The 22,749-nt window shown below is 71.2% G+C and carries 25 protein-coding genes; 7 read left to right on the forward strand and 18 right to left on the reverse strand.

Annotated elements, in window-relative coordinates; all coding sequences use genetic code 11:
* Positions 1 to 13: 13 nt before the first annotated feature.
* Positions 14 to 808, forward strand: coding sequence for a Fe-S cluster assembly ATPase SufC (sufC, locus tag ABG085_RS08380; protein ID WP_347978927.1), 795 nt, complete (start codon positions 14 to 16; stop codon positions 806 to 808).
* A 9-nt stretch (positions 809 to 817) separates the two neighbouring features.
* Entirely contained in the window at positions 818 to 1,147 is a 330-nt protein-coding gene (locus ABG085_RS08385) for a metal-sulfur cluster assembly factor (RefSeq protein ID WP_163619470.1), read from the forward strand.
* 13 nt (positions 1,148 to 1,160) lie between these two features.
* Here the strand turns inward: ABG085_RS08385 and ABG085_RS08390 are convergent, their stop codons facing one another.
* Positions 1,161 to 2,111, reverse strand: a complete 951-nt coding sequence (locus ABG085_RS08390) for an SDR family NAD(P)-dependent oxidoreductase (RefSeq protein ID WP_347978928.1) — start codon at positions 2,109 to 2,111, stop codon at positions 1,161 to 1,163.
* Between the two features lie 66 nt (positions 2,112 to 2,177).
* Between ABG085_RS08390 and ABG085_RS08395 the strand changes: the two genes are divergently transcribed.
* From ABG085_RS08395 to ABG085_RS08405, 3 genes are all read left to right on the forward strand, one after another.
* Positions 2,178 to 2,522: a MerR family transcriptional regulator gene (locus ABG085_RS08395; protein ID WP_347978929.1), complete on the forward strand. Its 345-nt coding sequence runs from the start codon at positions 2,178 to 2,180 to the stop codon at positions 2,520 to 2,522.
* A gap of 95 nt (positions 2,523 to 2,617) precedes the next feature.
* Entirely contained in the window at positions 2,618 to 3,778 is a 1,161-nt protein-coding gene (locus ABG085_RS08400; RefSeq protein WP_347978930.1) for an aminotransferase class I/II-fold pyridoxal phosphate-dependent enzyme, read from the forward strand.
* Complete coding sequence (locus ABG085_RS08405) at positions 3,775 to 5,145, forward strand: MFS transporter (RefSeq protein WP_347978931.1); 1,371 nt, start codon at positions 3,775 to 3,777, stop codon at positions 5,143 to 5,145. The genes ABG085_RS08400 and ABG085_RS08405 overlap by 4 nt, the downstream gene beginning before the upstream one ends.
* 99 nt (positions 5,146 to 5,244) lie before the next feature.
* Here the strand turns inward: ABG085_RS08405 and ABG085_RS08410 are convergent, their stop codons facing one another.
* The 10 genes from ABG085_RS08410 to ABG085_RS08455 all read right to left on the reverse strand — a co-directional run bounded on the left by ABG085_RS08410 (position 5,245) and on the right by ABG085_RS08455 (position 15,120).
* On the reverse strand, positions 5,245 to 6,153 hold the full coding sequence (locus ABG085_RS08410) for a siderophore-interacting protein (protein WP_347978932.1): 909 nt from the start codon (positions 6,151 to 6,153) through the stop codon (positions 5,245 to 5,247).
* Positions 6,154 to 6,165: 12 nt separating this feature from the next.
* Positions 6,166 to 7,011 carry an ABC transporter ATP-binding protein gene (locus tag ABG085_RS08415; protein WP_347978933.1) on the reverse strand — a complete coding sequence of 282 codons (846 nt, stop codon included), beginning with the start codon at positions 7,009 to 7,011 and terminating at the stop codon, positions 6,166 to 6,168.
* Positions 7,008 to 8,018 (reverse strand): iron chelate uptake ABC transporter family permease subunit, encoded by a 1,011-nt coding sequence (locus ABG085_RS08420; protein WP_347979148.1) that lies wholly within the window; start codon positions 8,016 to 8,018, stop codon positions 7,008 to 7,010. The genes ABG085_RS08415 and ABG085_RS08420 overlap by 4 nt, the downstream gene beginning before the upstream one ends.
* Before the next feature lie 65 nt (positions 8,019 to 8,083).
* Positions 8,084 to 9,130, reverse strand: coding sequence for an iron ABC transporter permease (locus ABG085_RS08425; RefSeq protein WP_347978934.1), 1,047 nt, complete (start codon positions 9,128 to 9,130; stop codon positions 8,084 to 8,086).
* A 20-nt stretch (positions 9,131 to 9,150) separates the two neighbouring features.
* On the reverse strand, positions 9,151 to 10,179 hold the full coding sequence (locus ABG085_RS08430) for an iron-siderophore ABC transporter substrate-binding protein (protein ID WP_347978935.1): 1,029 nt from the start codon (positions 10,177 to 10,179) through the stop codon (positions 9,151 to 9,153).
* 176 nt (positions 10,180 to 10,355) lie between these two features.
* Positions 10,356 to 11,003, reverse strand: coding sequence for a biotin transporter BioY (locus ABG085_RS08435; protein WP_347978936.1), 648 nt, complete (start codon positions 11,001 to 11,003; stop codon positions 10,356 to 10,358).
* A 126-nt stretch (positions 11,004 to 11,129) separates the two neighbouring features.
* Complete coding sequence (locus ABG085_RS08440) at positions 11,130 to 12,425, reverse strand: acyltransferase (protein ID WP_347978937.1); 1,296 nt, start codon at positions 12,423 to 12,425, stop codon at positions 11,130 to 11,132.
* A 96-nt stretch (positions 12,426 to 12,521) separates the two neighbouring features.
* Complete coding sequence (locus ABG085_RS08445; protein WP_347978938.1) at positions 12,522 to 13,193, reverse strand: response regulator transcription factor; 672 nt, start codon at positions 13,191 to 13,193, stop codon at positions 12,522 to 12,524.
* Positions 13,190 to 14,485 carry a sensor histidine kinase gene (locus ABG085_RS08450; RefSeq protein WP_347978939.1) on the reverse strand — a complete coding sequence of 432 codons (1,296 nt, stop codon included), beginning with the start codon at positions 14,483 to 14,485 and terminating at the stop codon, positions 13,190 to 13,192. Before ABG085_RS08450 ends, ABG085_RS08445 begins: the two co-directional genes overlap by 4 nt.
* 26 nt (positions 14,486 to 14,511) lie before the next feature.
* A complete protein-coding gene (locus ABG085_RS08455; RefSeq protein WP_347978940.1) occupies positions 14,512 to 15,120 on the reverse strand; it encodes a VTT domain-containing protein in 609 nt (202 codons plus the stop codon).
* A 180-nt stretch (positions 15,121 to 15,300) separates the two neighbouring features.
* On the opposite strand from ABG085_RS08455, the gene ABG085_RS08460 reads away from it, so the two are divergent.
* Positions 15,301 to 16,899, forward strand: coding sequence for an ABC-F family ATP-binding cassette domain-containing protein (locus ABG085_RS08460; RefSeq protein WP_347978941.1), 1,599 nt, complete (start codon positions 15,301 to 15,303; stop codon positions 16,897 to 16,899).
* Between the two features lie 125 nt (positions 16,900 to 17,024).
* Here the strand turns inward: ABG085_RS08460 and ABG085_RS08465 are convergent, their stop codons facing one another.
* The 4 genes from ABG085_RS08465 to ABG085_RS08480 all read right to left on the reverse strand — a co-directional run bounded on the left by ABG085_RS08465 (position 17,025) and on the right by ABG085_RS08480 (position 19,119).
* Positions 17,025 to 17,927 carry an SURF1 family protein gene (locus ABG085_RS08465; RefSeq protein WP_347978942.1) on the reverse strand — a complete coding sequence of 301 codons (903 nt, stop codon included), beginning with the start codon at positions 17,925 to 17,927 and terminating at the stop codon, positions 17,025 to 17,027.
* Complete coding sequence (locus ABG085_RS08470; protein WP_347978943.1) at positions 17,924 to 18,160, reverse strand: hypothetical protein; 237 nt, start codon at positions 18,158 to 18,160, stop codon at positions 17,924 to 17,926. Before ABG085_RS08470 ends, ABG085_RS08465 begins: the two co-directional genes overlap by 4 nt.
* Positions 18,157 to 18,528 (reverse strand): DUF3099 domain-containing protein, encoded by a 372-nt coding sequence (locus tag ABG085_RS08475; protein ID WP_347978944.1) that lies wholly within the window; start codon positions 18,526 to 18,528, stop codon positions 18,157 to 18,159. The genes ABG085_RS08470 and ABG085_RS08475 overlap by 4 nt, the downstream gene beginning before the upstream one ends.
* Positions 18,529 to 18,594: 66 nt before the next feature.
* Entirely contained in the window at positions 18,595 to 19,119 is a 525-nt protein-coding gene (locus ABG085_RS08480) for a DUF4190 domain-containing protein (protein WP_347978945.1), read from the reverse strand.
* Between the two features lie 127 nt (positions 19,120 to 19,246).
* Between ABG085_RS08480 and fabG the strand changes: the two genes are divergently transcribed.
* Positions 19,247 to 19,957 carry a 3-oxoacyl-ACP reductase FabG gene (gene fabG / locus ABG085_RS08485; protein WP_347978946.1) on the forward strand — a complete coding sequence of 237 codons (711 nt, stop codon included), beginning with the start codon at positions 19,247 to 19,249 and terminating at the stop codon, positions 19,955 to 19,957.
* 68 nt (positions 19,958 to 20,025) lie between these two features.
* Here the strand turns inward: fabG and ABG085_RS08490 are convergent, their stop codons facing one another.
* From ABG085_RS08490 to ABG085_RS08500, 3 genes are all read right to left on the reverse strand, one after another.
* Entirely contained in the window at positions 20,026 to 20,733 is a 708-nt protein-coding gene (locus ABG085_RS08490) for an alpha/beta hydrolase (protein WP_347978947.1), read from the reverse strand.
* Positions 20,734 to 20,806: 73 nt separating this feature from the next.
* Positions 20,807 to 21,448: a phosphoserine phosphatase SerB gene (gene serB, locus ABG085_RS08495; RefSeq protein WP_347978948.1), complete on the reverse strand. Its 642-nt coding sequence runs from the start codon at positions 21,446 to 21,448 to the stop codon at positions 20,807 to 20,809.
* A gap of 43 nt (positions 21,449 to 21,491) precedes the next feature.
* Entirely contained in the window at positions 21,492 to 22,736 is a 1,245-nt protein-coding gene (locus tag ABG085_RS08500; RefSeq protein WP_347978949.1) for a glucose-1-phosphate adenylyltransferase, read from the reverse strand.
* Positions 22,737 to 22,749 lie beyond the last annotated feature (13 nt).

Genomic DNA, 22,749 nt, shown 5'->3' on the forward strand with positions numbered 1-22,749 from the left:
AAGGTACTGAAGAATGTCTGTTCTCGAGATCCGCGACCTCCATGTGACGGTCGAGACGGATGCCGGCACCACGCCGATCCTCAACGGTCTGTCGCTCACGATCCGCACGGGTGAGACCCACGCCATCATGGGCCCCAACGGCTCGGGCAAGTCGACGCTCGCCTACACGATCGCCGGTCACCCCAAGTACACCGTCACGAGCGGCACGATCACGCTCGACGGCGAGGACGTCCTGGCGATGTCCGTGGACGAGCGTGCGCGTGCCGGTCTGTTCCTGGCGATGCAGTACCCGGTCGAGATCCCGGGCGTCACCGTCACGAACTTCCTCCGCACCGCGAAGACCGCGATCGACGGCGAGGCGCCCTCGATCCGCACGTGGACGAAGGACGTCAAGGCGTCCATGAAGAACCTGCGCATGGACCCGAAGTTCGCGCAGCGCAACGTCAACGAGGGGTTCTCGGGCGGCGAGAAGAAGCGCCACGAGATCCTCCAGCTCGAGCTGCTGCGTCCGCAGATCGCGGTGCTCGACGAGACCGATTCGGGTCTCGACGTCGACGCTCTGAAGGTCGTGTCGGAGGGCGTGAACCGCGCCAAGGCCGACAACGACCTCGGCGTGCTGCTCATCACGCACTACACCCGCATCCTGCGCTACATCCACCCCGACTTCGTGCACGTCATGGTGCAGGGTCGCATCGTCGAGGAGGGCGGCCCCGAGCTGGCCGACCGCCTCGAGGACGAGGGATACGATCGCTTCCTGCCTGCGGGCGAAGAAGAGCCGGCCGGGGCCCCCGTCGCCGGCGAAGCGTAGGATCGACCTATGACGGCGACCCTCACTTCCGAGAAGTACGACGAGGTGACCGAGGCTCTCAAGGACGTCATGGATCCGGAGCTCGGGATCAACGTCGTCGACCTCGGCCTCATCTACGACCTCGCCTGGGACGACGAGAACGACGCGCTGGTCATCCACATGACCCTCACGTCGGCCGGCTGCCCGCTCACCGACGTGCTCGAGGAGCAGACCGCACAGGCCCTGGACGACGTCGTCGAGCGGTTCCGCATCAACTGGGTGTGGATGCCGCCGTGGGGCCCGGAGCGCATCACCGATGACGGGCGCGACATGATGCGCGCGCTCGGCTTCGCGATCTGACGCACCGCCACACCTATTCCTCGAGGTAGCGCCGCCCGGTCAGCGCCATGGACGCGTTCCACAGCGCGACGGCTGCACGCCCGTCGGTGGCCACCGGCGCGAACGGCACGCCCTCGACGTCGGGCCGGGTCCTCGAGCCGACCGGGCCCCAGAACAGGTCCGGCGTCACGTCCGCGGCGGTGGCGGCGGCGAGGATGCCCGCATCGGCAGGCTCCGGCTCACGGCCGATGGCACGGGCCAGCAGCGCGGTGACGGCGCGGGTCGTCGCTGACGGGTACGTCCCGTGCAGCGGTGTCCTCGCCATGCCGGGGTGGGCGGCGAAGCTGCGGATGCTGCTCTCCGCCCGGCGGAGCCGGCGCTCGAGCTCCGCCGCGAACATCGTGTTCGCGAGCTTCGCGCGCAGGTATCCGCGCCCGGGGGAGTACCCGGCGGCGTCTCCCAGCCGATCGAGGTCGAGGCTGCCTCTCGTGTACAGCGCCGAGGAGACCGTCACGACGCGCGCGTCCGCGCCCGCTTCGAGCTGATCGAGCAGCTGACCGGCGAGGGCGAAGTGACCGAGGTGGTTGGTGGCGAACTGGCTCTCGACACCTTCCCGGCTGGTGCGGAACGGGACGCTGCTGCTCGCGGCGTTCAGCACGAGCAGATCCACCGGTGCGGCGCCGGCGACGCGTCCGAATCGATCCACGGAATCGAGGTCGAACAGATCCAGGCGCGCGACCGTCACCCGGTCAGCCGAGAGCCCGAGGTCGTCGAGGAGGCGCCGACGCACCTCAGTGGCGCGCTCGACATCGCGCGCTCCGACGACCACCGAGGCACCCCAGGCGGCGAAGGCGCGCGTCGTGACGAGGCCGAGGCCGCTCGTGCCGCCGGTGACCACGGCGCGACGACCGCTGAGATCCGGCTGGCTGAGCGGGGTGGTGAGGCGGGTGCGCGAGGGCGATGCGGGGCGTGATGTCGTCGTCATGTCGGCAGGCTAGAGTCTGACATCAGTGTCAGGGTCAAGCCGGGCATCAGGACACGAGGAGGGGCCGTGCAGATCGGAGAGCTGAGCAGTCGCACCGGGGCGAGCGTCCGGTCGCTGCGCTACTACGAACAGCAGGGGCTGCTGACGTCGGACCGATTGCCCAACGGCTACCGCGTGTACCCCGACAACTCGGTCGCGATGGTGGAGACCATCCGTTCCCTCCTGGACATCGGCCTTCCCACCGCGTTGATCGCGGGTGTGCTGCCCTGCACCGTGGGAGAACGATCGGAAGCGGCATGCCCGGCACTGCTCGAGCAGATCGAGGCGCTGCGCGCCGATGTCCGCGCGCGCGCCGAGCGGCTCACGACGATCGAGAAGTCGCTCACCTCGTATCTCCTCGCCAACGCCTGACGACGGGCCTTGCCCATACCGGGGCCGGCGGCGCCGTCGTTTCGCACGGTGACACGCGGCGGCGCCATGTCATCGCGGCTCGATAGGGTCGAATGGTGAGCGCCACCCCCCTGCACGCACTGCCCCTCGACGAGCTGCGCCAGCGCACCAGCACGAAATGGCGGAAGTACGGGGAGGACGTGCTGCCGTTCTTCGTGGCCGAGACCGACTACGCGCTGGCTCCCGAGATCACGCGCGTGCTGACGCGCGCGGTGCAGCTCGGCGACACCGGCTACACCCCGCCCGACCCCGGCGTCCGTGAGGCCTTCGCAGGATTCGCCGAGCGTCGCTGGGGGTGGAACGTCGATCCGTCCGACGTGTTCTGGACGGGTGACGTCATGATGGGCGTCGTCGAGATCCTCCGCAAGGTCATCGAGCCCGGTGACCGCGTCGTGGTCATGCCGCCGGTGTACCCACCGTTCTACGACACCGTGGAAGAAGCCGGTGGCGTCGTCGAGCGTGTGCCACTCGCGGCGAGCGACGCCGGCTGGAAGATCGACCTCCCCGGTGTCGAGGCGGCCCTCGCGGGGGGCGCGCGCGCCGTGCTGCTGTGCAACCCGCACAACCCGACGGGCACCGTGCACACGCCCGAGAGCCTGGCGGCGCTCGCGGATATCGCCGAGGGGTTCGGCGCGACGGTGATCAGCGACGAGATCCACGGACCGCTGACCCATGCACCGACGGTCTTCACGCCGTTCCTCACCGCGTCGGAGGCGGCGCGGCGGGTCGGCTACGCGGTGACCAGCGCCAGCAAGACGTTCAATCTCGCCGGCCTGAAATGCGCGGTGATGGTCGCCGGCGGTGACCCGCAGCGCTCGGCGCTGCGCTCCCTGCCCTGGGAGGTCGAGTGGCGCACCGGCCTGTTCGGCGCGCTCTCGAACGTCGCGGCCTTCTCACCCGAGAGCGACGAGTGGCTGGAGAGCCTGCTGGCCGCCCTTGCCCACAATCGCGTGCTCCTGGCCGAGCTCCTCGCCGAGCACCTGCCGCACGCGCGCTACCTGCCGCCCGACGCCGGCTTCCTCGCGTGGGTCGACCTGTCGGCGTACGGCTGGGGCGACAACCCGGCGGTGAAGGTGCTGCGCGACGCGAAGGTGGCACTGCATCACGGGCCTCTCTTCGGCACCGAGGGCACGGGGCACGTCCGCATCAACTTCGGCTGCGCGCCCGAGCTGCTCCGCGAGGCGGTGGAGCGCATCGGCGCCCTGGCGCGATCGTGACCACCGCGTCCGAGCCCGCAACGGGCATCTGGCAGGGCCGGTTCGTCTGGGTGACGGTCGGCGCCGTCGCCTTGATCTTCCTCGCGGCCATCCAGTCCCTCGCCGTGACCACGGTGATGCCGGTGGTGAGCGCCGATCTGGACGGCGAGCGCCTCTACGCGGTGGCCTTCGCGGGAACGCTCGCCACGAGCGTCATCGGCATGGTCGCCGTCGGCGCGTGGTGCGATCGCGGCGGTGTGCTCGCACCGCTGAGCACCGCGGTGGTGCTGTTCGTCGCCGGGCTGCTCATCTCGGGCCTCGCCCTCTCGATGCCGACGCTCGTCGTGGGACGCCTCGTGCAGGGCCTCGGCACCGGAGGGCAGACGGTGGCGCTGTACGTGGTGGTCGCCCGCGTGTATCCGAGCGCCCTGCACGGCCGCGTCTTCGCCGCCTTCTCGGCGGCCTGGGTCGTGCCCTCGCTCATCGGCCCGTTCCTGGCGGGTGCCGTCACGGAGTTCCTGCACTGGAGGTGGGTGTTCCTGGGGGTGGCCGCACTGACCGTCGTCGCATTCGCGATGGTGGTGGCGCGCCTTCACGGTCTCCCGCTCCATACCGATGAGCCCGCCACTTCACGCGTCGCGCCGCGGCTGGCGTGTGCGATGGCGGTCGCCATCGGAGCCCTGGGCCTTAGCCTCGCGGGCGAACTGGGGGCGTGGGCGTGGGCGGCGGTGGCGGCATCCGTCGGCGTCATCGCGCTGGCGTCGCGGCCCCTGCTGCCCCGCGGCACCCTTGTCGCCGGACGCGGCCTGCCGAGCGTCGTGCTGATGCGCGGGCTGATCGCGGGCGCGCTGTTCGGCGCCGAGATCTACGTGCCCTACCTGCTGATCGACGAGTATGGTTTCTCGCCGACGTGGGCGGGACTCGGCCTCACCGCCGCCGCGTTGGCATGGGCCGCCGCCGCGGACGTGCAGGGCAGGTTCGGCGACCGCATCGGCAACACCCGCATCACGCTGATCGGCATCGCGCTGCTCGTGGCCTCGCTGGCGGTGGCGGCGGCGACGGCGCTGCTCGGTCTGCACCCGGCCGTGCTGATCGCGGGATGGGGTCTCGCCGGAGGCGGCATGGGTCTCATGTACCCACGGCTGACCGTGCTGACGCTCGCGTACTCCACCCCGAAGAACCAGGGCTTCAACTCGTCGGCGCTGTCGATCTCGGACGCCGTGGGCTCGGCATCCTCGATCGCGGTGATGGGACTCGTCTTCACTGCGCTGGCGGGGACGGATGCCGGATTCCCGGCCGTCTTCGCCATCGCCGTGGTGCTCGCCCTCGCGGCCCTCGTGCCGGGGCTCCGCCTCGGCCACGCCCACGAGGTCTCACCGGCGCGGTAACGCATGCTCGGTGCTGAGGGGTTTCGACTCGCTTCGCTCGCTCAACCTTGAGTCGAGCTGCATCAACGCTCGCTGGCGCTCGCATTGATCCAGCTCGACTCAATTCTCGGCGCGGCCGAGGCGCCAGTAGCCCATGAAGGCCACGGCGCGACGGTCCACGCCGCGCTCTGACACGAGGTGGCGACGAAGTGCCTTGATCGCCCCCGCCTCGCCGGCCAGCCACGCGTAGAGCCGCGCGCTCTTCAGCGCGGCTCCGCCCTTGGCCGTACGCGGCACCTCCCAGAGGATGTCGGTGTCGACGTCGACCTCTTCGACCTCCGAGCCCGTGCCGGCGGGTGCCAGCCGGGCTGCGGCGTCCGTCACCGACTCGACCAGGTGGGCGTGACGATCGCCGTCCCCCCGCGCCCCGATCCGGTATTCGAAGCCCGGGTGCTGCGGCAGATACGCGGCGTCGTCGGCGTGCGGAAGCTCGACGGCGACCACCCCGCGGGCGTCCGCCGGCAGCTGCTCGAGGATCGCGGCGATGGCCGGTGCGGCCGTCTCGTCGCCGGCGAGCAGGATGGCGTCGACGCGCGCCGGCGGCACGAAGTCGATGCCGAAGCTCACGCCGCTGTGCGCGGCCGTCGGCGCGAAGATCAGCACCTCGTCGTCGACACGGGCGCGGGCGATCCAGTCGGATGCCGGTCCGATCACGTCGTGCGAGACCATGTCGACATCGACCTCGTTGAGGTGGTTGCGCACGTAGCGGGTCGTGTAGGTGCGGAACGGCAGGCGCCGCTCGTGGGGGAGGTCGCGCCACTGCGCGTACCAGTCGTCGCCCGTCGGCATCGCGTCGAGGCCCAGAGTGCGCGTCGGGAAGACGATCTTCACGCGCTGATCGAGTCCGGGGTCGCCGTAGTCGCCGAGGTCGTCGCCGCCGAAGGTGAAGCGGCGGAAGCTCGGCGTCACATCGGCGATCGCCGTCACGCGGGCGCGGAAGAAGCGGTAGGGCACATCGGCGTCAGACAATGGGGACTCCTGTCAGGAAGAGGCGGGGACGCCGAAGGACGCCGTAGCGGGCTGTGCGGCGGAGACGTGATGGCGACCACGGGGAAGGACGATCGGCGAGCCGGACACCGGATCGGGCACGACGAGGGCGTCGAGGTCGAACACCTCGCGAATGAGCTCGCTCGTCATGACGTCGCCGGGTGCGCCGTTCGCGATGATCCGTCCGGCGCGCAGCGCGAAGAGGTGGTCGGAGTAGCGCGCGGCGAGGTTCATGTCGTGCAGCACCATCACGATCGTCGTGCCGCGTTCGCGGTTGAGGTCGGTGAGCAGGTCGAGCACCTCCACCTGGTGCGCGACGTCGAGGAAGGTGGTCGGCTCGTCGAGCAGGAGGATGTCGGTCTCCTGCGCGAGCGCCATCGCGATCCAGGCGCGCTGACGCTGGCCGCCCGACAGCTCGTCGACCGAGCGGTCGGCGAGATCCTCGATGCCGGTGGCGGCGAGCGCCCCTGCGACCACCTCGTAGTCGTGGGCGCTCCATCGTGCGAGCAGCTTCTGATGGGGATGGCGTCCGCGCCCGACCAGATCGGCGACGGCGATGCCCTCGGGCGCGAGGGGGCTCTGCGGCAGCAGGCCGAGCGTCCGCGCGATCTCCTTCGTCGGGCGGCCGTGCAGCGCCTTGCCATCGAGGACGACCTGACCCGCGCGCGGCGAGATGAGACGCGCGAGCGCGCGCAGCAGCGTGGACTTGCCGCAACCGTTCGCTCCGACGATAGCGGTGATGCTCCCGGGCGGGATCGCCAGGTCGAGGTCCTCCACGATGGTGCGGTCGCCGTAGGACAGCGTCAGGGCTTCGGCCGACAGGCTGTGTGATGCGGTCATAGCGAGCCTCCCGCTCGATTCGTCTTGATGAGGAGGTAGATGAGGAAGGGTGCGCCGAGCACGCCGGTGATCACCCCGACGGGGTAGCGGCTGTCGAACGCGAACTGGCCGACGAGATCGGCGAGCTGCACCAGCAGCGCCCCGACCAGGGCGGACGGCAACAGCAGCGACCCGCCCGGCCCGACGATGCGCGCCGCGATCGGGCCCGCCATGAAGGCGACGAAGGCGATCGGCCCGGTGGCGGCGGTCGCGAAGGCCAGCAGCGCGACGGCCGCGACGATCGTGATCACCCGGGTGCTCTGCAGGCGTACTCCGAGGCTGGCGGCCGCGTCGTCGCCGAGGCGCATGACGTTCAGGTCGCGTCCCCTCGACAGCAGCGCCGGCACGAGGAAGAGGCTGGCCAGCGCGAGCGGCAGCACCGCCGACCACGTGGCGCCGTTGAGGCTGCCGGTGAGCCATCGCATGGCGGCCTGCAGGTCGTAGGAGGCGGCCTTCGAGAGGACGTACGTCACGACGGCATCGAGCATGGCGGCCACGCCGATGCCGATGAGGATCAGACGCGTTCCTGCGAAGCCGCCCTTGTTGGAGAGCAGGTAGATCGCCAGGGCCGTGAGCAGACCGCCTGCGACCGCGAGGATCGAGACGGCGGTGTCGTTCAGCGACAGGATGACGATGCCGAACACCGCAGCCGCGCTCGCGCCGGCGGTGATGCCGATGATGTCGGGCGACGCGAGCGGGTTGCGCAGCATCGTCTGGAAGGTGACGCCGGCGATGCCGAAGGCGGCTCCCTCGAGGATCGCCAGCACCGCCCGCGGCAGGCGCAGCTCGCCGACCGTGAACGAGGCGCCGGGCACGGTCTCACCGAGGATGACGCGCACGACGTCGTCGAGGCCGTAGAAGGTCTTGCCGATCATCAGCGAGGCCGCGAAGACGAGCACCACGCCCACGGCGAGCGCGACGGTCACCGCGGTGCGCCGGCGCGCACGACGGCGGCGGCCGGTGATCACGGCCTGCGTCGCCGCAGGGGAGAGGGCGTGCGTGCCCGCGGGCCTGGTGCTCGCTGTCTGAGCGCTCACAGCTCCCTCACCTTCTGGCGACGCACGATCCAGATGAAGAACGGGGCGCCGATCAGTGCCGTCAGGATGCCGACCTCGATCTCGTCGGGCCGGGCGATGACGCGGCCCACGACGTCGGCGGCGACCAGCAGTGCGGCTCCCGCCACGGCAGAGAAGGGCAGCAGCCAGCGATGGTCTGTGCCGACGAGCAGGCGGCAGAGGTGCGGGATGATGAGCCCGACGAACGCGATGGGGCCGGCGATGGCGGTCGCGGCGCCGCAGAGGATGACGGCGCCGGCCGCCGCGATCAGGCGCGTGCGCATCACGTGCTCGCCGAGACCCGTCGCCACGTCGTCGCCGAGCGCGAGCGAGTTCATGCCGCGGCCGCAGGCGATCGTGACGACGGCGCCGATCAAAAGCACCGGGAGGATGGTGGCGATGCGATCCCAGGTGGCGCCGCCGACGCCGCCGATCTGCCAGAACCGGAAGGTCTCGAGCAGATCGACGCGGGGGAGCAGCACGGCGCTCACGAGCGACATGAACGCGGCCGACGTCGCCGCGCCGGCCAGGGCCAGCTTCAGCGGCGTCGCGCCGCCGCGGCCCAGGGAGCCGACCGTGTACACGAAAACCGCGGCGCCGCCCGCGCCGATGATGGATGCGGCGATGAACGCGTACGGGTCGGACATGCCGAAGAAGGCGATGCCGATCACCACGGCCAGCGCCGCCCCGCCCGAGATGCCCAGGATGCCGGGATCGGCGAGAGGGTTGCGGGTGACGGCCTGCATGGCGGCGCCCGACATCGCGAGTGCCGCGCCCACGGCGATGGCGAGCACGGTCCGCGGCAGTCGGGCCACCACCGCGGCCTGGGCGACACCGCTCGTGTCGCCGGCGAGACCGGCGACGATGTCGCCCAGTCCGACATCGCGGACGCCGAATGCCACCGAGGCGACGCACAGCGCCGCGAGCACCACCAGGCACACCGCGAGCCACGCCAGCCGCACCGCCGCCGGACGCCGCAGGGTTGCGGCATCCGGCGCCGGAGCGGAGGTCTCGATGACGGCCACCGATCAGACTCCGGGGCGGATCAGTCGAGCGCGCCGGCGAGCAGCGCGAAGTACTCGTCGATGCCCCAGCCGATCGAGAGCGGCGACGGGTTGGCCGAGGCGGCCAGCGGCGTCGACTCCTCGAGGATCGCGATGCGGCCCGCGGCGATGGCGGGGATCTGCGAGAGCAGCGGGTCGGCCTGGAGCTGCGGGATGATCGATCCGCTGGCGTCGCCGTAGGTGACGAAGACGTCGACGTCGGCGAAGCGGTCGGCCTGCTCGGCACTCACCGTCGTGTAGAAGGCCACTCCGTCCGACTCCTCGCCCACCACGGTCGGCACCGGGAACCCGAGGCTCTCGAGGAAGCCGGGACGCGTGTCGGTGCTCGTGTAGAAGCCGACCTGACTGAAGTCCGACGGGTCGATGTACGAGAAGAGCACGCGGGACTCCGCCAGCTCCGGGTAGTTCGCCAGCGCGGCGTCGACCTCGCCCTGCAGCTCTTCGATGAGGGCGTCGCCTTCCTCGGCCAGGCCGAGAGCCTGCGAGTTCAGGCGGATCATGTCCTCGTACGAGGTGCCCCAGGCGGCACCCGGGTATGCCACGACCGGCGCGATCTTCGACAGCGTGTCGTACTCCTCCTGCGTGATGCCGGAGTTGGCGGCGAGGATCACGTCGGGCTGCGTGTCGGCGACGGCCTCGAAGTCGATGCCGTCGGTCTCGTCGAAAAGCACCGGGGTCTCGGCGCCGAGCTCCTCGAGCTTGTCCTCGACCCAGGGCAGCACGCCGTCGGCGTCGTCGTCGCCCCACGTCACCTCTGCCATGCCGACGGGCACGACACCGAGCGCGAGCGGCACCTCCTGGTTCGACCAGGCGACCGTCGCGACGCGCTCGGGCTTCGACTCGATCACGGTCTCGCCGAACGCGTGCTCGATCGTGACGGGGAAGCCGTCGCCCGACGAGGATCCTGTCGTGGTGGCTGCGTCGTCGGCGGCCGCACCGGCGCACCCGACGAGGGTGAGCGCGGCGATGGCGAGCATCGCAGTGGCGGCGACGGGGCGGTTGGGGCGCACGGAATCCTCCGGAAGATTTTAGGTAAGGATGCCCTTATTCGGGCGGAGTAAGGCCAACCTTACCCAGCCGTTTTACAGAATGCCAATCCGATCCGACACACACCGCACAACGGCGACAGCCCCGGCCGATGGGGCCGGGGCTGTCGATCACGGATGCCGCGTGAGGCGGCATCCGTTCACTCCTTGGTCTTGTCCGCCTTGCGCACGAGAGCCCAGGCGCCGGGGATGATGGCGGCCGCGAGCGCCGCCTTCACCAGTCCGCCGACGATGAACGGCAGCAGGCCGGCCGCCAGCAGGGCGGAGAACGAGTAGTCGAGGCCCATCACGACGTTGAGGATGAACGCCATGTACGGGATGCCGAAGAGGAACGGCACCGCACTGGCCGCGGCGAAGCCGAGGAACGCGAGCCCGGGGCGTCGATCCCACGCCCGCTCGGCGAACCAGCCGGCGACGAACGCCGAGAAGATGAAGCCGATGACGAAGCCGAAGCTCGGCTTGCCCACTGCGGCGAGGGTGCCCGTGAAGCCGGCGAAGACCGGGAGCCCCGCGAGGCCGACGAGCATGTAGGTGGTGAGCGCCGCCGCTCCGCGCCAGGCGCCCAGGGCGGCGCCGACGACGATCACGCCGAGCGTCTGACCCGTGATGGGGACCGGCCAGAGCGGGATCTCGACCTGGGCGAGGAGCGCCACGATGGTCGCGCCGGCGATCACGAGACCGGCGTCGAGGGCGAACGCGCGAGCGCGCGAGGACGGGCGGGCGATGACGTCGGCGAGCACGCGACGGGTCCCTGCGGAGGCGGTCGGGGCGGCGGCGATGGATGACATGGCACTCAGCCTAGGGGGCGTGGGAGAGGGGTACTTGGACGCCGTCCACCAATGATCGGCCGATCCGCTGTCCGCGTTCTACGACGGCGGCGAGACCCCTCGAGGCGCGGAACGCCAGAGACGCGATCATGCGAGTGCGATGCGGGGCACGCCCGCCACGGGCCCGCGGGCAGTCCGCAGGGCCACTCCCAGCAGCGCGACGGCGATCGCGGCGGTGACGACGGAGGTGCCCGCGACCAGCAGCATCGCTACCGCCGCCGTTCCTGCGACGGCGGCCATGCCCACCCGCCATGCGCCACGCGCGGGCGCCGGTGCCGGCAGCGCCTCGATCGGGGCGAGCCGCCGCGCGACGAGAGCCGTGAACACGAGCGCCGCGGCGAGCCACAGCGGACGGGTGAGCCACCAGGACGGACTGTCCAGCGCGGGCAGCGGCAGTCCGCTGATCATCGCGCCCGCCGCGCTCAGTCCGGCGAGACACAGCAGCACCGGCATGTGCCAGAGGTACACCGTCATCGCACGGGGCGTCACGAACGCGGTCAGCGCGGACGGCAGGCGCCCCGCGGCGAGTCGATCCAGCGGGCGACGGAACAGCGACAGCAGGGCCGTGTGCGCGATGCCGACCAGCAGCAGCGCCGTCGTGGGCGGGTTGATGTTGGCGACCAGATCGGGGGAGTGGATGCCGCTGGAGAAGGAGAGCGCGAGAGCCGCCACCGCTCCGGCGAGCCAGAGCACGCGCGCGCGTCGCGAAAGTGCGTCGATCCGGCCATCGGCGAGGAAGAACCCGAGCTGCTGCATCGCCAGCCACACGAACGCGAGGTTGAGGAAGCCGAGCGCTTCGAGTCCCGTCGTGAGGCGCGCGATGTCGACGAGGGCCGCCGCGGCGGCGAGCGCCGCGATGCTGCGCAGCGGCGCCTTGTCGTGGAGTCGCAGCAGCGCGGGGAGCAGCGCCTGGCAGATCAGGAAGACGCCGAGGAACCACAGCGGCTGCGCGAACCGGAAGCCTGCCAGCGTCACGAGGTCGGAGGGCGCCCCCGACGCGGCGAGGAGCGCCAGCATTCCTCCGGCCGCACCGATCGTCACGAGCGCCGGAAGGAGCAGTCGGTGGATGCGGCCGGCGACGAAGCCCACGCCGTCGACGCCCCGTGCGCGGGCCCTGCGGAACGCGGTGGCCCCCGAGAAGCCGCCGATCACGAAGAACAGCGGCATGACCTGCAGCGCCCAGCTGAGGGGCACGACCCATGCGGTGCCGTCGCTGGCGTTGACGAACGACGGGCCGGCATCGGTCACGGTGACGCCGACCATCATCGCGTGCAGCACCACCACGGCGCTGATGCAGAGGGCACGGACCAGGTCGACCGCGCGGTCTCTGCCCGCGGGGATGGTCGCGGCGACCGCGGGGGCGGTGGGTCGGACGATGGTCATGAGGCCTCCTCGGGGGTGCGTCCCGGAAGGCTATGGAGACGGTGACGCCGACGGCATCGCCCCGTGGTGCCGTCGTCGTCTCACCCCGTGGGGTGATCAGGAGGCGGGTTCGACCAGCCCCGCGTCGTAGGCGAAGATGACGGCCTGCACGCGGTCACGGGCGCCGAGCTTGGCGAGGACCTTGCCGACGTGGGTCTTCACGGTCTGCTCCGAGATGAACAGGTCCCGGGCGATCTCGGCGTTCGCCCGGCCGCGGCCGATGAGGGTGAGCACCTCGCGCTCACGATCGGTGAGCTCGTGGAGGGTCGCCGTCGCGCGTCCTGCACGGGGCCGGCGCGCGGCGAAGTGCTCGATCATCCGGCGGGTGACGCTCGGCGCCAGCAGTGCATCGCCCGCGGCGACGACGCGCACCGCATGCACGAGGTCCTCCGGCAGCGCGTCCTTGAGGAGGAAGCCGCTCGCTCCGGCTTCGAGCGCGTCGTAGACGTAGTCGTCGATGTCGAAGGTCGTGAGCATGAGGATGCGCGGCACGCGGGCGGCGGGATACGTCGGGCCCAGGATGCGGCGGGTCGCGGCGATGCCGTCGAGCTCCGGCATCCGCACGTCCATCAGCACGACATCGGGGTTCAGCCGCGCGGACAGCGAGACGGCCTCCGCGCCGTCGGCTGCCTGGCCGACCACGCGGATGTCCTCCTGTGCGTCGAGCAGGGCGGCGAAGCCGGCTCGCACCATGGCCTGGTCGTCGGCGATGAGCACGCTGATCGTCACTGCGGGCCTCCTGTGGCGGGGTCGGTGGATCTGACGGCCGTGGGGTCGCCCGCGATGGATCCGATCGGCGGTGCGGTGAGGGGGAGGACCGCGCGGACGGTCCAGCCGCCGTCGTCGTCGGGCGCGGCACGGACGGTGCCGCCGACGAGTGCGGCGCGTTCGCGCATCCCCAGCAACCCGTGCCCGCGCTGTGACGGAGCACCCGAGGTCATCTCGGCGGCAGCGGGAGGCCCGTTGCGGACGACGACGCGGACGGCCGCGGCATCCGCCTGCATCGAGAGCGCGATCCGCGCGTGCGGAGCGTGTCGCACCGCGTTGCTCAAGGCCTCCTGCACGATGCGGAAGGCGGCGATGTCGACCGCGCTCGGCACGCCTTCCGGCGAAGGAGCGAGGTCGGCGTCGATCTCCGCACCCGCGCGGCGCAGGGCCTGCACGAGCTCAGGGATGTCGCGCAGCCCCTGCTGCGGGGCGAGGTCGGCCTGCTGATCCTCGGTGCGCAGCACGCCGAGCAGTCGTCGCATCTCGGTCAGGCCTTCACGCGCCGTCTGCGCGATCTCGTCGAACTCGTGCCGCGCCTCGTCGGAGAGCGCCGGCACGCGGTAGCGCGCCGTCGACGCCTGAACCTGGATGAGCGACATCCCGTGCGCCACGACGTCGTGCAGTTCCCGCGCGATGCGGGTGCGCTCCTCGACCAGCACCCGCCGGGACTGCTCGATCGCGGTGAGCTCCCGCTCGCGGGTGAGCTCGGCCCCGACCCGCAGCCGGCTCGCCACCAGCACCGCGACCAGCAGCGCGGCACCGGATACGGACGTCACGATCACGAGGTTCACGATCCCCGCGACCACGGGGACGGTGCCCGACGATGCGATGACCACGATCAGGGTGCCCGCGATGGCCGGCAGCCACGCGGCGAGCGCGAGGCGCCAGCCGTGCACGATCGCGAGCACGCCGACGAAGACGATGAGCACCAGCATCGCCGGGACCGACCAGGGCCAGGGCCAGACGGCGGCACCCGCTTCGGCGACAGGAAGCGGCAGCGCGACCGCAGACACGGTGAACAGGGCGATCGACCACCGCGGGAAGCGCACCGCCAAGAGGGGGGCCGCGCAGAGCATCGCCCCGAACAGGAACGCGAGCGGTGCCGGCTGCAGGTAGAGCGTGATGTGGACGGGAACGAGCACTGAGAAGAGCGCGACCAGCGCCAGTGCGAGCGCACCGAAGGCGAATGTCCGCGGGTTCAGCCGTCGGCCGCTGCCGGGAGCGGGCGGTGCGGGCGGGGGAGTGTCGTGCACGGTGTCATCCTGTCAGCCGGCAGCCATCAGACGGATGCCGCGACACGGCGCGTGCGCCGGGCGACGACGCGATCGACCACCAGACCGATGGCGAGGGCGAGGACGATGCCGAACACGGCGCTCAGGAGCGGCTGGTCCTTCAGCCACGCCCCGGCCAGCAGGCCGATCGCGATGCTGTACGCCGACCAGCAGAGGCCGGCCGCCACCGTCAGCAGGGCGAACCGCCGCCACGGATAGCGCAGCGCACCTGCCGAGAGATTGACCGCCACCCGCCCGACCGGGATGAAGCGCGCGCCGAGGATGAGGCCGGCGCCGCGCCTCTCCAGCGCCGTGCCCGCCCACGCGAACGCCCCCGCCACGCGGGGGCGCCGCATCCACGCGAACCTGGTGGGGCCGGTGCGTCTTCCGATGGCGAACGCGATGTTGTCGCCGACCACGGCTCCGGCGGCGGCGACGACACCCAGCAGCGCCAGATCCGGTCCGCCGGTGGATGCCGCCACTGCCGCCGCCGCCACCAGCACGGTCTCGCTCGGCACCGGCGGGAAGAAGCCGTCGACGACCGCCACGACGAACATGGCGAGGTAGAGCCACGGCGACGAGACGGCCTGCAAGACGATGTCGGTGATGAGATCCACTCCCGCAAGCTATGCGGCGGGTGCAGGGCGAGGCATCCCTCTGCGGTATAGACCGTGTCACCCCGTGGAGGTATCCCTGAGGAGAACTCGGGCTGCCCCGGGCGGATGACGCCGCCCCGTATACTGGATGGCTGGCCACTCGGCCATTCCCCCACTCCACCGACGGAACGGACATCCGCTGTGCTCGCCGTGCACGACCTCGAGATCCGCGTGGGCGCTCGCGTGCTCATGACGGACGTCTCCTTCCGCGTGTCGGACGGCGACAAGATCGGACTGGTCGGCCGCAACGGCGCCGGCAAGACCACACTGACCAAGGTGCTCGCCGGAGACCTCATCCCGGCCGACGGCAAGGTCGATCGCTCGGGAGAGCTGGGCTATCTGCCCCAGGACCCGCGTTCGGGCGACCCCGAGATGCTGGCTCGCACCCGCATCCTCGACGCGCGCGGACTGGGCACGCTCGCGATCGGCATGCACGACGCCTCGCTCGCGATGGCGAGCGAGGACGAGGCGGTGGCCGCGCGCGCGATGCGCAAGTACGCCAACCTGACCGAGCGGTTCGAAGCGCTCGGCGGCTACACGGCCGAGGCCGAAGCGGCCTCGATCGCGCACAACCTGTCGCTGCCCGACCGGATCCTCGACCAGCCGCTGAAGACCCTGTCGGGCGGTCAGCGCCGTCGCATCGAGCTGGCCCGCATCCTGTTCTCGGACGCCCAGACGATGATCCTCGACGAGCCGACCAACCACCTCGACGCCGACAGCGTGGTATGGCTGCGCGAGTTCCTCAAGGGCTACAAGGGCGGCCTGATCGTCATCAGCCACGACGTGGAGCTCGTCGGCGAGACGGTGAACCGCGTGTTCTACCTCGACGCGAACCGACAGGTCATCGACGTCTACAACATGAACTGGAAGAACTACCTGCGTCAGCGGGTGGCGGACGAGGAGCGCCGCAAGAAGGAGCGCGCCAACGTCGAGAAGAAGGCGACCGTCCTGCAGCAGCAGGCGGCGCGGTTCGGCGCCAAGGCGTCGAAGGCCGCCGCCGCGCATCAGATGGTCGCACGCGCCGAGAAGATGCTGGCCGGCCTCGACGAGGTGCGCCAGGAGGAGCGCGTGGCCAAGCTGCGCTTCCCGAAGCCGGCGCCCTGCGGCAAGACGCCCCTCATGGCGTCGGGGCTGTCGAAGTCGTACGGCTCGCTCGAGATCTTCACCGACGTCGACCTGGCGATCGACCGGGGGTCGAAGGTCGTCATCCTCGGTCTCAACGGTGCCGGAAAAACGACGCTGCTGCGCATCCTGGCCGGCGTCGACCAGCCGGACACCGGTCAGCTGGAGCCCGGCCACGGGCTCAAGATCGGCTACTACGCGCAGGAGCACGAGAACCTCGACGTCTCGCGGTCGGTGCTTGAGAACATGATGTCGGCCGCTCCCGACATCACCGCGACCGAGGCGCGCAAGGTGCTCGGCTCGTTCCTGTTCACCGGCGACGACGTGCTCAAGCCCGCCGGTGTGCTGTCGGGTGGCGAGAAGACCCGCCTGTCGCTGGCCACGCTGGTCGTGTCGTCGGCGAACATGCTGCTGCTCGACGAGCCCACCAACAACCTCGACCCCGCGTCGCGCGAGGAGATCCTCGGCGCGCTCGCGCACTACGAGGGCGCCGTCGTGCTCGTGTCGCACGACGAGGGCGCGGTCGAGGCGCTCAACCCCGAGCGCGTGCTGATCCTCCCCGACGGCGTCGAAGACATCTGGGGCCGCGACTATGCGGACCTCATCGCGCTCGCCTAGGGCCGGCGAGCGCGGGTAGGCGCGCACAGAGTCGGAGATTCCGGCAAACGCGTCGCGGACGGATGCCTCGCCCCGGCGTTTCGCCGATGATCTCCGCTGCGGCGTTCTCGGCGGCCTGCCCGCGGTCAGCGGCCGGCGGCGTCGAGGAGTGCGTCCTCGTCCTCGGCGTCGCGGTCGCGGCTTCTCCGCGGGGCCTGAGCGACCCCTGGAGCGGCATCCGTTCCCTCCGCTGCGAGTTCGGCGGCCTGGGCGTCCTCGGCGTCTTCGCGGCGGTGCCGCCGCTCGGTGCGGATGACGTAGCCGATGAAGATGAAGCCCATCACGGCGAAGAGGATCCACTGGATCGCGTACGAGAGGTGCGGGCCGGGGTCGTCGGAGGGCGGCTCGAGAGCGCGCGGCGCGGCCGCCGGCGCCGGGTCCTCCGAGACCATCACGCCGTAGGCGCTCTGCTCGAGGGCGTCGCCGGCGTCGGCGGGGAGGGCGTCGGCGACGAGCCCCAGATTGATCGTCGGCACCTGCCCCTCGGGCGCGGAGCGTCCCGACGACGGCAGCGCCTCACCGGGGCGCAGCCGCACGATGACGGTCGCCTCGCCGGACGGGGGAGCGGGCACCGCATCGGGCTCGGGCTGATCCTTGCCGGGCGCCACCCAGCCGCGGTCGACCAGCAGCACCCGGCCGTCGTCGAGGCGGAACGGCACGAGCACCTCGAACGCCGAAGTGCCGCCGTGCGGACGGTTGCGGGCGAGAAGCTCGTCATCGGCCAGATAGGTTCCGGTGAGGACCACCGGACGCCACTCGTCCTGCGGATCGAGTTCGCCGCCCGTGGGGATGAGGTCGGCGAGGGGCACCGGCGGGGCGTCGTAGTTCTCCGCGACCAGCGCGAGCTGCCCGGAGCGCTCCTGATTGCGCGTGAACTGCCAGTTCGACAGGAATGCGCACGCGATGGCGAAGACCACCGCCAGCGCGATGTAGATCGCCCAGCGCCCCGCGCGGGGAAGACGCTGCATGCTGACCGAGCGGCCGCTCATCGCGTCGTCTCCGTCTCGGCGGGGGACAGCGGTGCTACCCAGACGGGGAAGTCGCGGGCGGCGAGGAACTCGCGCAGGTACCCGACGTGCTCATCGCATGCGACCCACGTCTTGCGCCGATCGGCGGCGTGGATCCGTGGGTTTCGCCAGTCGATGCGCCAGCCCGCCACGGCACGGCAGCCGGCCCGCGAGCAGGTCGCGTCGACGCCCTGCCCGTGGGCGAGGTCGCTCATGCGGCCCCGTCCCGCGCGCCGTCGGCGCCTGGCCGCGTCTCGTCGATGCGGATCACGCGCACCTCAGGTGCGGCGGGTGCCGAGGGCTCCGAGGGCGCTGCGGGAAGAGCGGCCTCGGGATCCTCGCGCCGGTTGCGCCGCCCCTCGTGGCCGACGTTCGCCGAGACCACGGCGACGTAGGGGAGGAAGATCGCGGCGGCGCCGAACACCCAGGTGTACCAGCCGTAGGGAGTGATCACGACCATCAGGACGAAGCACGCGATGCGGATGCCCATCGTGACGAGATATCGCACCGAGCGCGCGTCGACGTCGTCGCGCGGTGCGCGCGGCAGGGACGTGGCCGATGGGGCGTGGCTCGAACTCTTCACGGTACTTCCAGGGTACGCCGCTCCCGCCGCGTGGGCGCCCCGGAAACGTGTCCGGGGCGCTGGGATTCAGGACGTGCCGCCGCTTTCCTGGTAGACCGCCAGGAAGAATCCGAAGAACGCGATCGCCGCGATGATGCCGAGGATCGCGAGGCCGAGACCGACCCAGCCGACGATGGTGCCGGCGAGCGCCATCCCGCGGCCCTGCTCGCCGCTCGTCTTGAGCTGGTTGAGCGACATGTGGCCGGTGATCACGCCCACGATCGACCCGACGAACGGCACGATGATGAAGGCCGCGATCGAGGCGATGAGCGAGACGATCGCGAGCGTGTTGGTCTTCGCCTGCGCGCCGTAGCCATACCCCGCAGCGGTGCCGTAGGCGGGCGCCGCCCCGTAGGCGGGGGCTGCGCCGTACGACGGAGCCGCGGTCGATTCGGAAGCGCCGTAGGCGGGCGGGGGATAGGCGCCCTGAGCGGGCGGCGGGTACGCGCCCGGCGCGGCGGGAGGCGCCGGCTGCGCGGCTGCCGGCGCGGGCGGAACCGGCGGGTATGCGCCGGGCTCGGGTGCGGGGTTCTGGGGGTTGGGGTCGCTCACGGCGGGCCTTTCGTCGATGTCTGTGCCCAGCGTCCCAGCGGGGCACGAGGGTGTCAAACGAGCCGGGGGCGCTTCCCTGCCGCCGATAGGCTGGTGCGGATCCGCCACAACCCCCGGGAGTGCCACCATGTCCACCGATCGCGTCGTCCTCGTCACCGGCGGAAACCGCGGCATCGGCCGTGCCATCGCGGAGCGCTTCGTCGCCGAGGGCTACCGGGTCGCCGTCACCGCACGTTCCGGGGAGGGTCCCGCGGGCACGCTCACCGTCCGGGCGGACGTGACGGATGCCGCGGCCGTCGACGCGGCGTTCACCGAGGTCGAGAAGGCCCTCGGCCCGGTCGAGATCGTCGTCGCGAACGCCGGCATCACGAAGGACACCCTCCTGCTGCGCATGACCGAGGACGACTTCGACAGCGTCGTGGCGACGAACCTCGGCGGCGCTTTTCGAGTGGTCAAGCGCGCGTCGAAGGGCATGCTGCGCGCACGCTGGGGCCGCGTCGTGCTCATCTCGAGCGTCGTCGGCCTCTACGGCTCCGCCGGGCAGATCAACTACGCCGCCTCGAAGAGCGCGCTCGTGGGCTTCGCCCGCTCGCTCACGCGCGAACTCGGCGGACGCGGCATCACCGCCAACGTCGTGGCGCCGGGCTTCATCGAGACCGACATGACGGCCGAGCTCTCGGACGAGACGCAGGCCGAGTACAAGAAGAACATTCCGGCGGGACGCTTCGCCTCGGCGGAGGAAGTGGCCGGCGTCGTCACCTGGATGGCGTCCGACGACGCCGCCTACATCTCGGGCGCCGTGATTCCGGTCGACGGCGGCCTCGGCATGGGTCACTGACCCCGACGCACCTCTGCGCTTCGACAGGCTCAGCGACCGGGCCAAGCGGTCCCTGAGCCGGTCGAGGGTCAGCCGAGCGCGCGCAGGATCGCCTCGGCGACCGCACCGGGCCGGGAGAACTGCGGCCAATGGCCCGTGGCGTCGCCGGGTGCCCCGAGTTCGATCACGTCGAGATGCTGCAGTGCGGCGAGCTCGGCCGCCCACGGTGGGGCCTGCTGGACGATCTCCCTGATCTGCGCCGCGGGCACCGTTCCCGTGATGATGGTGGCGGGCACGGCGCGTCGTCGCTCGTCCGTGAGCCGGATCGGGTCGGTCGGCACCCGCTCCGGCACCGACTGGGCGCGAGCGGCGACCTCCGCCCGTGTCTGCGGGTCGAGGTCGGCGACGTCGGACTCGTCGAAGAAGTCCCAGCCCGGGAACGGGATCACCCCGTCCACGACGGGGAACTCCGAGATGGAGCCGCCCTCTCCCGGCGGGAAGGTGTCGAGGAACACCACGCGCTGGACGCGGTCGGGACGCGCGTCGACCGCGCCGTAGGCGACGTTTCCGCCGCCGGAATGGCCGACGACGGCCACGTCGCCGTCGAGGCGGTCCAGCTCCTCGACCGTCGCGGCGACCCAATCGGCGATTCCGATGCCGGCCGACTCGGCGCCCGATGCGCCGACGCCGGGCATGGTCAGCGCGTGGGTGCGGTGTCCCGCGGATTCGAGGGCAGGGGCGACCTCGCCCCAGGAAGACGCATCGAGCCACAGCCCGGGTACGAGGATGATGTGCATGACTCGACCGTAGTGAGGGTGGCAGACATCCGGAGCCTCCCCGCGGCTCCCCGTCACGCCGGCGAGATTCGGCCTACGGCAGCAGGGCGATGACCTCGGCGAGGTCGACCGGCCCGACGACCAGGTCGGCGCGGGCGCGCACCGCGGGCTTGGCGTTGAAGGCGACCCCGAGCCCGGCGGCGGCCATCATATCGAGGTCGTTCGCCCCGTCGCCGATCGCGATGGTGCGGGTGACGGGCACGCCGCGTTCGGCGGCCCATTCGCGCAGCGCGGCGGCCTTGCCCGCGGCATCCACGATCACGCCGTCCACGACGCCGCTCAGCGCGCCGTCGCGCGTCGCCAGCCGGTTCGCGCGCCAGACGTCCACCCCGAGGTCGGGGGCGACGGTGTCGAGGATCTCGTGGAATCCGCCCGATACGACGCCGACCGCGCCGCCGCGCTCGTGCACCGCGGCGATGAGCTCGCGCACTCCCGGGGTCGGCTCGATGCGCGACAGCACGCGGGCGAACGCCGTGAGCGGCACGCCTTCGAGCGCCTCGACCCGCGACCGCAGGCTGCTCGCGAAGTCGACCTCGCCGCGCATCGCGGCCTCGGTCGCCGCCGCCACCTCGGCCCCGCGCCCCGCCTCGTCGGCAATGAGCTCGATGACCTCGTTGCGGATCAGGGTCGAATCGGCGTCGAGCACCACGAGGAAGCGGGCGGGGGCAACGGGCATCCCTCCACGCTAGCGAAAGCGGGGAGCCGCACCCGACCGTGCGTCATCGCTCGACGCGGAACCCCTTGCCCACGACGGTGATGCCGCTGTCGGTGATCGTGAACCCGCGGGAGAGGTCCTTCTCCCGGTCGACGCCGACGGTCGCGCCCTCGTCGAGGACCACGTTCTTGTCGAGGATCGCACGGTGCACCCGCGCGCCCGCGCCGACGTGGACGTGGTCGAACAGCACCGAGTCGGTGATCGTCGAGCCGCCGCCGGCGAGCGTCCACGGGCCCACCACGCTGCGCTCGAGGTGCGTGCCCGACAGGACGGAACCGAGCGACACGATCGAGTCGATCGCATTGCCGATGCGGCCCACCGAGTCGCGCACGAACTTCGCCGGCGGCGAGTTGACCGCCTGGGAGTGGATCGGCCAGTCGGTGTTGTACAGGTTGAACACCGGCAGCGTCGAGATGAGGTCGCGGTGCGCGTCGAAGAACGAGTCGATCGTCCCCACGTCCCGCCAGTAGTACCGGTCGCGAGGCGTCGACCCCGGCACGTCGTTGCGGTTCATGTCGTAGACGCCGGCCTCGCCGCGCCCGACGAAATAGGGGATGATGTCGCCGCCCATGTCGTGGTTCGACGTCGGCAGCTCTCCGTCCGCCTCGACCGCCTCGATCAGCGCGTCGGTGTCGAAGATGTAGTTGCCCATCGACGCCAGCACCTGATCGGGGGCATCCCCGAGGCCCACGGGGTTCTGCGGCTTCTCGAGGAACTCGCGGATGCGCATGGGGTCTTCGGGATCGACGTCGATGACGCCGAACTGGTTGGCGAGCGAGATCGGCTGACGGATGCCGGCGACCGTGGCCCGCGCGCCCGACTCGACGTGCGCGGCGAGCATCTGCCGGAAGTCCATGCGGTAGACGTGGTCGGCCCCGATCACGACGACGATGTCGGGCTGCTCGTCGTTGATGAGGTTGAGGCTCTGCAGGATGGCGTCCGCCGATCCCGAGAACCAGCGCTTGCCGAGTCGCTGCTGCGCGGGAACCGAGGCGACGTACGAATCCAGGAGCGCCGACATCCGCCACGTCTGCGAGATGTGCCGGTCGAGGCTGTGCGATTTGTACTGGGTGAGCACGACGATCTGCCGCAGGCCCGAGTTGATGAGGTTGGAGATGGCGAAATCGATGAGCCGGTACTGCCCGCCGAAGGGAACGGCGGGCTTGGCGCGATCCGCGGTCAACGGCATCAGCCGCTTCCCTTCGCCGCCGGCGAGGATGATTCCGAAGACCTTGGGTGCAGCTGGCATGGCCCCCACACTA

Source organism: Microbacterium sp. ProA8 (genome assembly GCF_039905635.1).
Classification (GTDB): domain Bacteria; phylum Actinomycetota; class Actinomycetes; order Actinomycetales; family Microbacteriaceae; genus Microbacterium; species Microbacterium chionoecetis.